At 71.4% G+C, this 11712-nt stretch carries 10 protein-coding genes; 8 read left to right on the plus strand and 2 right to left on the minus strand.

What is annotated here, in order from left to right; all coding sequences use genetic code 11:
* Positions 1–5 precede the first annotated feature (5 nt).
* Positions 6–644, plus strand: coding sequence for an MspA family porin (locus ABZV58_RS25755; protein ID WP_355002723.1), 639 nt, complete (start codon positions 6–8; stop codon positions 642–644).
* A gap of 21 nt (positions 645–665) precedes the next feature.
* On the opposite strand, the gene ABZV58_RS25760 is transcribed toward ABZV58_RS25755, so the two are convergent.
* Together ABZV58_RS25760 and ABZV58_RS25765 are read right to left on the minus strand one after the other, a co-directional pair.
* Entirely contained in the window at positions 666–1502 is an 837-nt protein-coding gene (locus ABZV58_RS25760) for a glycosyltransferase family 2 protein (RefSeq protein WP_355002724.1), read from the minus strand.
* A 9-nt stretch (positions 1503–1511) separates the two neighbouring features.
* Complete coding sequence (locus ABZV58_RS25765; protein ID WP_355002725.1) at positions 1512–2858, minus strand: polysaccharide pyruvyl transferase family protein; 1347 nt, start codon at positions 2856–2858, stop codon at positions 1512–1514.
* 233 nt (positions 2859–3091) lie between these two features.
* Here ABZV58_RS25765 and ABZV58_RS25770 point away from each other — a divergent pair, with 233 nt between their 5' ends.
* Genes ABZV58_RS25770 through ABZV58_RS25800 form a run of 7 tightly spaced genes read left to right on the plus strand, consistent with a single transcriptional unit; the run spans position 3092 to position 11709 of the window.
* Positions 3092–4168: a glycosyltransferase family 4 protein gene (locus ABZV58_RS25770; RefSeq protein WP_355002726.1), complete on the plus strand. Its 1077-nt coding sequence runs from the start codon at positions 3092–3094 to the stop codon at positions 4166–4168.
* Entirely contained in the window at positions 4165–5319 is a 1155-nt protein-coding gene (locus ABZV58_RS25775; RefSeq protein ID WP_355002727.1) for a glycosyltransferase family 4 protein, read from the plus strand. The genes ABZV58_RS25770 and ABZV58_RS25775 overlap by 4 nt, the downstream gene beginning before the upstream one ends.
* Complete coding sequence (locus tag ABZV58_RS25780; RefSeq protein WP_355002728.1) at positions 5312–6703, plus strand: lipopolysaccharide biosynthesis protein; 1392 nt, start codon at positions 5312–5314, stop codon at positions 6701–6703. The genes ABZV58_RS25775 and ABZV58_RS25780 overlap by 8 nt, the downstream gene beginning before the upstream one ends.
* Positions 6700–7713, plus strand: coding sequence for a glycosyltransferase (locus ABZV58_RS25785; RefSeq protein ID WP_355002729.1), 1014 nt, complete (start codon positions 6700–6702; stop codon positions 7711–7713). Before ABZV58_RS25780 ends, ABZV58_RS25785 begins: the two co-directional genes overlap by 4 nt.
* Positions 7710–9083: a hypothetical protein gene (locus tag ABZV58_RS25790; protein WP_355002730.1), complete on the plus strand. Its 1374-nt coding sequence runs from the start codon at positions 7710–7712 to the stop codon at positions 9081–9083. Before ABZV58_RS25785 ends, ABZV58_RS25790 begins: the two co-directional genes overlap by 4 nt.
* Positions 9074–10354 (plus strand): protein tyrosine kinase, encoded by a 1281-nt coding sequence (locus tag ABZV58_RS25795; protein ID WP_355002731.1) that lies wholly within the window; start codon positions 9074–9076, stop codon positions 10352–10354. Before ABZV58_RS25790 ends, ABZV58_RS25795 begins: the two co-directional genes overlap by 10 nt.
* Positions 10351–11709 carry a glycosyl hydrolase family 28-related protein gene (locus ABZV58_RS25800; protein ID WP_355002732.1) on the plus strand — a complete coding sequence of 453 codons (1359 nt, stop codon included), beginning with the start codon at positions 10351–10353 and terminating at the stop codon, positions 11707–11709. The genes ABZV58_RS25795 and ABZV58_RS25800 overlap by 4 nt, the downstream gene beginning before the upstream one ends.
* The last annotated feature ends 3 nt before the right edge of the window (positions 11710–11712 follow it).

Consider the following 11712-nt stretch of genomic DNA (forward strand, 5'->3'; position numbering starts at 1 on the left):
TTCTGATGAGTGACAGCAACCAGCTAGGCCATCGAGGCGTGCGCGCCCTCGCGCTCGCCGCCGTTGTGGCGGCCGGGCTGGTCTTCGGGAACGGCTCCGCCGCGGCGGTGGTCGACAGCAGCAATACCATCGTGGACCGCGAGAACCGCGCTGTGGAGGCCATCGCGGCCGACACCCGCATCGATTTCGTGCCTCCGCTGGACGGCAATCCGCTGACCAGGGAGTGGTTCCACCATGGGGAGGCGGCCTTCAAGATCTCCGGCCCGCAGGCCGAGGACTGGAAGGGCCGGATCACCATCGGCTACCAGGTCGGGTTTCCCGCCACGCTGAACGGCAAGATCCGGTTCGAGTATTCGACGCCGGGCCTCGGCGTCGATCTCGGCGGCGGTGACGGGGCGCTGCTCAAGATCGACAGCCTGATTCCGCAGCTGGGCGTGGAGGTGGAGGTCGGCTTCGGGCCGGGCATCCGGACGGTCGAATGCGCCAGCGGCGAAATCTCCGGCACCTCGGGCTTCATCCGGATGTCGGGCTTCCACGGCACCGTCACCGGAGTGCTCGGGCCGACCAACATCCGCCCGTTCGTGATGATCGTCGGCGCGACCGGCGACACGGTGATCACCTACGGAAAGCTCTGGACCCTCTGAGCCCGCCGCGGGCCGCCCGGATCAGACGAGCAGATCCGGGCGGTTCCGTACGGTCGCCAGCGCCCGCACTCGCAACCGGTGCAGTGCCGCCCTGGCCAGCCTGGTGTCCCCGGCCAGCACGTCGCCGCGGTGCACCAGGTCCGGGTAGTCGTGCGCGATGCGGTGGTGGAACCGGTACATGTCGGTCAGCTTGCTCACCGTCGAGGTCTGGCTGCACAGGTTGAACGACGAATTGCGCCAGGCGGCAAGGATTTCCGTCATCCCGAAGAAGACGCCGAACGAGCTGACCCTGGCGAACAGATCCACGTCCATCGGAAACACCAGGTCGCCGCGCAGGCCGCCGACCTTGTCGTAGTGCTCGCGGTAGAACATGGCGGCCGCCGTCGGCCCGAAGTCCGCGGGCCCGCGCCGCACGATGGTGCGCGCCAGCGCGCGCGGGGTCTGCCTGCCGAGCAGGCCGGCCAGGCCGAGCCCGGATTCGAGGACCGCGCCCGCCTCGTCGATCACCTCGAACCGGCTCGACGAGATGGCGATCGAGGCGTCCGCCATCACCGCGAGCTGCGCGGTCAGCGCGCCGGGCCGCAGCACGTCGTCGGCGCAGACCACCTTCACCAGCGTTCCGGCCGAGGCGGTGATGGCCTTGTCCCAGTTCGCGCCGATGGGCAGGACGGTGTCGTTGCGCAGCACCCGCACCCTGCGGTCGTCGAAGGAGCGCGCCACCTCCCCCGTGTCGTCGGTGCTGGCGTTGTCCAGCACCAGCAGCTCGAAGTCCTCGTCCTGCGCGAGAATCGAACGCAGCGTGGCGTCCAGCGTCCGCCCCGAGTTGTACGCCGGAACGCACACCGACAGCGATGCCATGACAGCCCCCTAACCGTCGACCCGGGCGACCGGGCCGTTCTCCACCAGTCGAAACACGCGCTCCAGACCCGCCCGGCTCGCGTCGATCTGCTCGACGGCCTTCTGCTGCAACGGGTCCCGCAGACCAGGGGCGGCTTCCCACAGCTCGTCGACCGCCTGCCGCAGCGCCGATTCCAGGTCGGGGTCGTCCAGGTGCACCACCCGCAGTCCGGCGCCGAACATCCCCGCCAAGCCGTGGAACTTGTCGTCGTAGTATTCCGACGCCGTGATCCCGACCGCCGGAATGCCTTGGGACAGCGCGAAAACCGCGAGGTGGTAGGCGCTGGTCACCAGGACGCGGCAGCGGGCCACCTGCCTTGCCACGTCCCTCGGGGTGCCGCCGCGCCCGACCGGGGGCCTGCGCCGCGCCGCGCCCACCAGCAGCGGCAGGGTCGAGCGGCGGTCCTCGGAGGCGTATTCGGAGATGATCAGCGGCTGAAGTCCCGCGTCCAGCGCCGCGGCGCGTTCCCGGACTACGCGGCCGAGCGTCTCCCGCGCGGCCGCGCCGACCGGCGCGTACTCCGCCACCCGCAGGCACAGGCCGAGGTCGGCGCCGATGCGGGCGTCGCGCAGCCGGTAGGCGAATTCCACGGCGTCGTCGCCGGTGACCAGCGTCTGTTCCGCCGCGACGCCGAGCCGCGCCAGCAGTTCCGGTCCGCGCCGGTTCTCCCGCAGTGCCACGAAATCCACCCCGGGCAGCACCTCGGCGGCCCGTTCGACCAAGCGCGGATCGCGCAGCGGGCCGAGCCCCTGGCCGACCAACGCTGTCGGAATGCCTTGGGCGCGTGCCTGTTCCAGAAGGTTCAGGGTGCGATGCGCCTGGTACTTGTCGACATCGGTCAGATACCCACCGCCGAGGGCGAGCACCAGCGACGCGTCGCGGAGCGCCGCGGGAACCTCCGCAGCGGGGACCTCGGCGGCCGCTGGGTCGGCAACCGAGGTCGTGTCCTCGGTGCGCAACCCGCGAATCCGGTCCTTGGGTCCGTCGGTGGCGGCGCGCCAGCGCAACGCGGCGGGGCCGATCAGTTTCGTTGCCGCCGTGCGGGTTACCGCTCCCGTCCAGCCGTCGGAACCCCAGGTCCAGTCCGGACCGTAGACGGGTTCGGCCTCCGGCAGCAGCGCGCGCAGGACGGCGGGTTGGTGGGTGAGGACCCCGATGCGGGCCAGCGGCCAGCGCGCGCGCAGCCGTTCGACGGTGGTGATCATCATGGCGATGTCACCGCGATTGCGCAGCCAGTACTCGCCGTTCTCCACGAGCACACGAATATCGCGCTCGGCGAGAGCGACTCGCTCGGCCACGGAACTACCGATCCCCACTGTTGTCAGTCCTCCCGCCGGTCCCCCGCGGGTCGGCTCGTGCCGAGCACGAACTCGCTGTGCAATCTACCCGACGCCACCCGTGTCGGCTACCGTTCCCGATGCCCCGCCGAGCGCGCCTCGGTGTCCTACACTGTTGCGCGGGAAGCGAGTTCGGCCGGACGGGCTCGCACGACCGTGGCAGGGAGTAGGGGGCCGGGGTGGTGGCAGGCACGGGTTCGTTGCGTGTGCACATGACGGGTTCCGAATGGTTCGCCGCGGAACCCGGGGGGCTCAACCGGTATTTCACCGAGTTGTTCCACGCGCTCGCCCGTCGGCCCGAGGTGTCGGTGTCCGCGGTGGCTTGGGGCGCGCCGGGCAGGGAGGAGCCGCCCGGCGCCAGATCATGGGGCGCCACCGGCGGTTCCACCGCGAAGCGGGCCCGCGTCGCCTTCCTCGATCGCGCCGCGCTGCGCCGGACCACCGTGCTGGACCGCCATTTCTGCCTCTACGGACCCGCCGCGATCGGCAGGCGCGGCAGCCTTCCGCTGGTGGTGCACTTCCACGGCCCGTGGGCGGCGGAGAGCAGGCTGACCGGGCAGAGCGAACTGGCGGCCAAGGCGAAGTACCTGATCGAGCGAGTGCGGTACGCGGGCGCGGACCGACTCGTGGTGTTGTCCAGCCACTTTCGCGACGTGCTCGGCGCGGACTACCGGATTCCCGCGGACCGGATCGCGGTGATCCCGCCCGGCGTCGACCTGTCCCGCTTCCGCGCCGCGCCGCTGCCGGTCGGCACGGAGACGCGCACCGTCCTGTGCGTGCGCAGACTGGAACGCCGCATGGGCATCGACACGCTGCTGCGCTGCTGGCCGGGGGTGGTCGCCGAACATCCCGACGCGCGTCTGGTGATCGTCGGAACCGGCACGGCCGAAAGGGAATTGCGCGCCATGGCCGCGGGCGCGGGTCTCGGCGATTCCATCGTCTTCGCCGGGCACGTCGCCGACGACCGGCTCGCCGACCTGTACGAGCAGGCCGCGCTCACGGTGGTGCCGACCACCGCGCTGGAGGGGTTCGGCCTGATCGCGCTGGAGTCCCTCGCGGCAGGCCGGGCGCCGATCGTCACCGACTGCGGCGGCCTCCCGGATTCGGTTCGCGGCCTCGATCCTTCGCTCATCGTCCCGGCGGGCGAGGCAGAGGCGCTCGGCGCAAGAATCACCGCGGCGCTGCACGGCGCGTTGCCCACACCCGAGCGCTGCCGCGCGCACGCGGAGACCTTCTCGTGGGATGTCACAGCGCAGCGCCACGTGGCGATGTACCGGAATATCACATGACGATCCGCGCCCTGTTCCTCGCGCACACCGCGGCGCCCTCCGGCGCCGAACTGGCCACCTCGCGACTGCTGGGCGCGCTGCGCGCCGAGCGGCTCGCCGAGGTCGCGATGATCTACACAGAGGACGGTCCGATGGTCGAACGGACCCGGGCGCGCGGTGTCGAAACACATGTACTCCATGGCACTTTCGACAGCCGCGCCATGACGATCGGTTCCGGTCCGCTGCGGTTGCTGGCCGGTGCGATCGCGCTGCTGCGCCTGGGCTGGGCACTCGGCGGGCACCCCGCGACCAGGCGGGCCGACGTGCTGGTCGCCGAGAGCACCAAGGCGCTGGTGATGGGCACGGTCGCGGCGCGGCGGGCTCGCATCCCGTTGGTGTGGCAAGTGCACGACCGGATCGCGGCCGACTACTTCGGACGCTTGCCCGCGCTGGTCGTCGGGCTGCTCGGACGGTTCGCGGCACAGGGCTTCCTGGCCAACAGCCGGACCACGCTCGCGACGCTGCGCACCGGCGGCCGCCCGGCCGAAGTCGCCTATCCCGGAGTCGAACTCGGGATCGCGCCGCTGCGCGCGGCGCAACGTGATCCCGAGGAAACGGTGATCGCTGTGCTGGGGCGGGTCGCACCGTGGAAGGGCCAAGACGTGCTGCTGCGCGCGGTCGCCGCGACGAAGGTCCGGCCGCGCCGGGTGCTGCTGATCGGCGGCACGTTCTTCGACGAGGAATCCTTCGGCGCCGAAGTGGACCGGCTGGCCGCGGATCTCGCGCTTCCGGTGACCCGCACCGGCCACGTCGACGACCCGCGACCGTATCTGTGCGACGCCGACATCCTGGTGCACTGCTCGGTGCTGCCGGAGCCGTTCGGTCAGGTCGTCGTGGAAGGGATGCACGCGGGCTGTGCCGTGATCGCCTCGGCGCCGGGCGGCCCGGAAGAGATCGTGACCACCGGCGTCGACGGGCTGCTCGTCCCCGGGGGCGACGAGGCCGCGCTCACCGCCGCGCTGGACTCCCTCATCGGCGCTCCCGCACTGCGCACCCGCTTGGCCGTGGCCGGACGCGAGCGCGCGAAGGCTTTCGACGTCGCCGCGACCGCCCGATCCGTCGCCGCCTTCCTCGGCCGGATCGTTCAGCACCGGGGCGCCGCCCATGTCTGAGGCCCCGCCTTCCACGGACCGCGCCGCACCAGGCGGCGCGCACCGCAGGGGCGACGGGGCGCGCGGTTCGTCCGGCGGCGGCGCGCACCGCTCGCACGGGCTGTTGGCGGTGCTGCGGGACATCGGCTACGTCAGCTTCGGCAAGTACGGCCAATACGTCATCACGGTGGTGACCGTGCCGCTCATCGCGCGCGTGCTCGGCGCACACGGGCTCGGGCTGCTGGCGATCGGCATGTCCTCCTATTTCATCGGCTCGCTGCTGGTCGACCTCGGCATCACCTCGTTTCTCGCCGCTCGCGTGCACGACACCGGCGAACACCGCGACGACCGGCACGGCTACATCAACCAGCTGCGCGGCGACTACCTGACCATCCGCGCCATGGGCTTCGCGGTGCTCGGCGCCGCGCTGGCCGCCGGACTCGCGATCGGCGTGCCCGACGAGGTCGACATGATTCTGCTCGGCCTGTTCGCGGGCGGATTCTGGTCGGTGTCGGAGGACTGGCTGCTGATCGGCCAGGGTCGCTTCGGCACGTCTACGGCGTACCAGGCGGTGGGCCGGATCGGCTATCTGATTCTGCTGGTCGTGCTGCTGCCCCGGCTGCCGCACGCGCATGTCGCGTTGCTCTGCTTGCTCGTGTCCTCGGTGCCGACCGTCGTGCTGACTTGGTGGGATTCGCTGCGCACCTATGGCAGACCCGCCCGGCCTCGGCTGGTGCGCGCGGTGCTGCGGACCGGCGCGCCGGTGCTGACCTCGCGCCTGCTGATCACGTTGTACGGGCAGGGCGCGGCGGCGGTCTACGCGGCGGTGCTCAACGCGGCCGCGCTCGGCCTGTACTCCGCGGGCGATCGCCTGGTGCGCGCCATCCAATCCATGTTGGACGCCATCGGTTTCGCGCTGCTGCCGCGGATGGCGCGGCGCGGCGCCGACCACCGCTTCTGGCGGAACGCCCTGCAGGCGCTCGCGGCGGCCGTCTGCCTGGCGACGGTCGCGGCCGCGGCGGTGTGGCTGGCCGCGCCCGTGCTCATCCATCTCGTCTTCGGCGACGAGTTCACCGGCGCCATCGGGCTGTTGCGGGTGGAAGTGCTGATGCTGCCCGCCACCACCGTCACCTCGTTCGTCACCACCGCGGTGCTTCCGGTGCGGCAGGACACCACCGGCGTGCTGATCGGCGCGGTGCTCGGCACCTGCGTGGCCGTCGCCGCGCTGGCGATCGCGTTCCGCACGCACTCGGTGTGGACGCTCGTGTACGGCGCGGTGGTCATCGAATTCACGGTCGCCGCCTGGTATCTCGCGCGCGTGCGGTGGCTGATCGTGCGCGAGCGGACCGTACCGGTCGCGAGCGCGCCCGCGGTGGTGCTGATGCGCGAGGAGGGCGGCGCGTGAGAATCCTCTATGTCGGCGACGATTGGATCGGCAGCAATGCCCGGTCGCTCGCCGACGGCTTCCGTCAGGCCGGGCACGAGGTGCTCGTCGTCGACTCGACGCCCGTGACGCTGCCCGCGCGGCTGTCCCCGCCCTGGCTGTACGCCAAGGCGACGCGGCGGCGCGCGCCGCGGACGACCGAGCGCCTGCACGCCGAGATCGACGGCGCGGCAGCGGCTTTCCGCCCCGATCTGCTGTTCGCGTTCAAGTCGGTGCACTTGGACCAGCGCAGGCTGCTCGCGACGCCCGCCGCGCGGCGGGTGCACTACAGCCCCGACGACGTCGCCAATCCGGCCAACATCACCTCCAACTACCTCGCGCACGAGGCGGACTGGGATCTGGTGGTGACCACCAAGCGCCACAACGTTCCCGAGCTGCGCGAGCGCGGCGTCCGCGCGGTCGCCTTCGTGCGCAGCGCCTACGACCCGGCCTGGCACCATCGCGCGGCCCGCCGCGGCGGGCGCGAGTTCCTGGCCGGGTTCGTCGGCGTCTGCCGTCCGGACCGCCGCGCCGACCTCGTCGCGCTGGCCCGAAAGTACGGCGACCGCATGCTGATTCGCGGTCCGGGCTGGCGGCGCGTGCCCGAGCTGCGGACCACCGGCGCGGTGGTGGCGGGACCGGTGTACGGGCAGCACTATTCGGCGGTGATCGCCGCCGTGACCGCCAACCTGGTGCTGCTCAACTCCGACAACCGCGACACCCACACCTGTCGCACGTTCGAGGTGCCCGCGGCGGGCGGGCTCTTCGTCGGCGAGCGCACCGACGAGCACGCCGAACTGCTGCGCGATACGGCCGAGTGCTTCCTGTTCGGCGAGCCCGCCGAACTGCCCGAGATTCTCGACTGGTGCGCCGCCAACCCCGAGAAGGCCGCGGTCGTGGCGGAGGCGGGGCACCGCAGGATCGTCGAAGGCGGACACCGCTACGTCGACCGCGCGCGCGAGATTCTCGCCGCGCTGGAGGGGCTGGCATGAGTGAACTCGCCGCCGTCGCGGGCGCGCTGCTCACCCTCGTCGTGGCCGCCGCCTGGATCCCCGGCGTGGTCCGGGTTTTCGTGATCGCCCAGGCCGCGTTCTGGTCGCTGTCCTACATCGCCCGGCCGCTGGTCCTGCTCGCGGTGCGGCCCGAACCGCACTACGGCGACAACGTGCCCGACCCGCGGCTGGCCGAGCTCGGCTACGACCGCGGCATCGATCTGGCGCTCGACCACGTCGTGTTCGGATTGTGGGTGTACGCGGCGCTGGTGGCGGCCTACGCGGTGTGGGCGCGCAGGCGCCCGCCCGCCGCCGCGCCCGAGCTGGCCGCCGACCCGGATCTGATACCGACGCTGGTCACCATGTACGCCCTCGGCCTGCTGGGCCGCGCCGCCTCGGTGGCGACCGGATCCGTCGGCAGCGCGGGCGACGTCACCAGCGCCAACCCGATCCTCAGCTTCGTCTCGATCCTGGCCACGGTGGCGGCGCTCGGCCTCATCGTGTTCGCGCGCCCGGCGCGCCGGGAGATCGCCGCGCTCGTCGTCGGCGCGATGCTGGCCGGTGAGCTGCTGTGGACCGCGGTGGTGGAGTCCAAGACGCCGATCATGGGCGCGGCCATGGCCGTCGCGATCCGTTTCGCCATCGGCGGGTGGACACGCGCCAAGGCGTTCGGTGTCGCGGGGATCGGCGTGCTCGGCATCGGCGGGTTCGGCTGGCTGCAATCGTTCAAGACTACCGATCTCGCCAAAGCCGAAGCGGCGCTGATAGATTCGGACTATCCGCCCGCCATGCGCCCGTTCCTGAGCATCCTGCGCCGCTTCGATCTGCTCGAGGCCGCCACCGACGCCTACTTCCACGGTCCCGGCCACTGGCTGACGCCGGGCGAAGTGCTGCACAACGCGGCCTTCAGTCTCGTGCCCGCCCAGCTGCTCGGCACCGAGAAGTTCCAGTCCGGCACGGCGTGGGCGCAGGACGTGCGCGGCGCCTCGGTGGACATGAGCACGGTCTCGGTGTCGCTGGCCGAGGGCAACCTCAACGAGGGCTACGTGCTCGGCGGCCAGACCGGCGTGCTGATCGGGGCACTGTTCACCTTCGCGCTGCTGCTGGCGTGGGCGCGATCGCTGTACTCGCGGATGTTCCCCGTCGTAGTGCTCGGCCTGGCGGTGACCGGCTCCTCGGTGCTGTTCGAACGCGGAATCCTCGGCAGCATGGAGAACCTCGGCAAGTTCCTGCAGGCCGCGGTGCTGGCCTGGCTCATCCACGCGGCGGTCGTCGAGGTCCGGCGGCGCTTTCAGGTCGGCGCCGCATCACCGCTGTCCGTTCCACCCGTCGTACCGGTAGCGAAAAGAGGGTCCTGGCAATGGGGTTGACCGAATACTGGCGGATCGCGCGCAGGCGCTGGCTCGTCATCGCCGGGGTGGCGCTGGTGTGCCTGGCGGCGTCGGCGGTCTATCTGCGCGGTCAGCCGACCACCTACGTGGCCTCCAGCACCATGTACGTCTCGATGGCGACCGGCACCTCGGTCAACGACTCCTACCAGGGCGGGTTGGCGGCTCAGCAGCGGGTGCGGTCCTATCTGGATCTGGCCACCAGCGCCACGGTGGCCACGCGGGTCATCGACGATCTGAGCATCACCATGTCCGTCGACGAACTGCGCGGCAAGATCACCGCCTCCTCGCCGCCCGCGACCACTCTCATCGTCATCTCGGTCAGCGACGGCAACGCCCAGCGGGCGCGCGACCTCACCAACACCGTCGTCGCCCACTTCCGCAGGCTCATAGACGAATTGGAGACGATCGAACGCGACGCCGCGCCCGCCGCCCGCGTCGCGGTGGTGGACCGGGCCGAGCTGCCGCGCTCCCCCGCCGGTCCGCAGTCCGGGCGGATCCTGGCCCTCGGTCTGCTGGCCGGGCTCGCGCTCGGCGCGCTCGCCGCGTTCCTGCGCGACCGCACCGACCGCACGCTGCGCACGTCCAACGATCTCGAGGCGCTGCTGCCGGTGCCCATCCTCGGCATCATCGACGAGGGCCGCCCCGGCGCGACCGACGAGACCCGCCGGATGCGCACCAGGCTGCTGCGCGAGGGGCCCGCGCACACCATCCTGCTGACCAGCCTCTCACCGCGGTCCGAGCCGGAAGTCGCGCTGGCGCTGGCGAAATCGTTCGCCGACACCGGTCGCTCGGTGCTGCTGGTCGATGCCGACACCTCCGGCCACGGTGGATCACGACGATTCGCCACCGGCGACGGGCGAGGGCTGGCCGCGGTCCTGCGTGGCGCGCCCGCCGCCGAGTCGCTGACGGGATGGCCGGAGACCGGCATCACCGTGCTGCCGCTGGGCGACACCGACCTGCAGACCGCGGATCTGCTCGCCTCCGACCGGTTCGCGCACGTAATGGCCCGACTCCAAGCCGATTTCGAGCACGTCCTGGTGCAGACCGCCCCGGTCGCCGCGGCCGCGGACGCCATCGCGGTCGCGCCGCTGTGCGAGCACGCGCTGGGCGTCGTCGAGCTCGGCGCCACAACGGCGCCCCAATTGCGCGGGGCCCTGGCCACATTCGGCTCCGAGCGACTCACCGGCGCGGTAGCGTACAGCAGGCCGGGCAACCGCTTGCAGCGGGTAGTGGGGAGGCTGCGGAGATGACCGACGAGGGCGTAGGCCGACGTCGACTGCTCGCCGCGTCGCTGGGCGCCGCGGCCGCGGTCCCGCTCGCGGCGGCCTGCGCCGACCCGGAGCCGCCCGGTATCGGTTTCCGTTCGCCGCACGTCACCGACGCGCCCGCGGCCCGCAACGTGCGCGACTTCGGCGCGGTCGGCGACGGCGTGGCCGACGACACCGCGGCGATCGCCGCCGCCGCGGATGTGCGGGACGAACCGCTGGTCCTCTATCTGCCCGCGGGCCGCTACAAGGTGACGAGCTGGCCGGCCATGGCGGACTACGCGACCGTGCTCGGCGACGGCGGCGACGTCTCGCTGATCGTGTGCGAGACCGACACCACGCTGATCTCGCTGCGCAGGCGCAATCGAGTCCGGTTCGCGCGGTTGGGTTTCTACCTCTCCGGTCCGCGCGCGACCGCCGTCGACCTGTCCGAGTGCTTCCGCTGCTCGTTCGATTCGGTGGTGATCCGCGGCAACCATCTCAGCGGCAACCATCCGCGCTTCCTGGAGCAGCGGGGCGTCGTGCTCAGGGACAACACCGGCGGCACGTCCTTCGTCAACTGCGACATCAACAATTTCGGCTTCGGCATCGTCACGTCGTGCATCCAGAACTACGTGACCTCGTCCAAGCTGACCAGCAACTACGTCGGCGTGCTCGGCACCGGCAACGACCACAACGCCGGATTGGCGCTCAGCAACGTGGAATTCGTCTCCGACAGCGATCCGCGCACCACGGTCCGCCACATCGATGTCGACGGCGCGGCCAACGACTGGTGGCTGACCAACGTGTGGTTCGAGGGCGCGGACGTCGCGCTGGCGATCGGGCGGACCGAGCGCGGCGGGCCCGCGCAGTTCGGCATGGTCAACTGCAAGGTGGCGGCGCGCGAGATCTGCCTGGACCTGGCCTACTGCCGTCAGCCCTACCTGGCCAACGTGCAGTTCGACAAGGATCTGGACGAACATCCGGTCGAGGTGCGGGTGGACCGCACCGGTTGTCCGGAGGGCACCGCCGTCAACCTGATCTCCAGCGCCTCCGACGATCTCGAGCCCGGCCTCTTCCCGGACGGCTGGACGGTGATCAGCCGAAACAGCCTGCGCACGCCGCGATTCGACGGCACCCTGGTCGGCCGGGCGGGGCGCAGCGACGCCGATATCTTCCAGGCGCAGACCGGTGACGGGACCGTCCGGTCCGCGGTGCTCTCCAGTGGCGCGTGGTTGTCCGACCATCCCGACGCCGGTCTCGTGCTCAAGGACGCCGCGGGCGGCTATTGGCGGTTGTCGGTGAGCACCGACGGCGCGCTACGGACGACATCCCTCGGCCGCCGGCGTCCCAAGGAGTGACCC

Origin of the sequence: Nocardia sp. NPDC004654 (assembly GCF_040609595.1) — a bacterium.
Classification (GTDB): Bacteria; Actinomycetota; Actinomycetes; order Mycobacteriales; family Mycobacteriaceae; genus Nocardia.

Coding starts and splice junctions, on each gene's coding strand:
- ABZV58_RS25790 (WP_355002730.1), top strand. CDS start 7,710: ATGAGTGAACTCGCCGCCGTCGCGGGCGCGCTGCTCACCCTCGTCGTG.
- ABZV58_RS25770 (WP_355002726.1), top strand. CDS start 3,092: ATGACGGGTTCCGAATGGTTCGCCGCGGAACCCGGGGGGCTCAACCGG.
- ABZV58_RS25755 (WP_355002723.1), top strand. CDS start 6: ATGAGTGACAGCAACCAGCTAGGCCATCGAGGCGTGCGCGCCCTCGCG.
- ABZV58_RS25775 (WP_355002727.1), top strand. CDS start 4,165: ATGACGATCCGCGCCCTGTTCCTCGCGCACACCGCGGCGCCCTCCGGC.
- ABZV58_RS25800 (WP_355002732.1), top strand. CDS start 10,351: ATGACCGACGAGGGCGTAGGCCGACGTCGACTGCTCGCCGCGTCGCTG.
- ABZV58_RS25760 (WP_355002724.1), bottom strand. CDS start 1,502: ATGGCATCGCTGTCGGTGTGCGTTCCGGCGTACAACTCGGGGCGGACG.
- ABZV58_RS25795 (WP_355002731.1), top strand. CDS start 9,074: ATGGGGTTGACCGAATACTGGCGGATCGCGCGCAGGCGCTGGCTCGTC.
- ABZV58_RS25780 (WP_355002728.1), top strand. CDS start 5,312: ATGTCTGAGGCCCCGCCTTCCACGGACCGCGCCGCACCAGGCGGCGCG.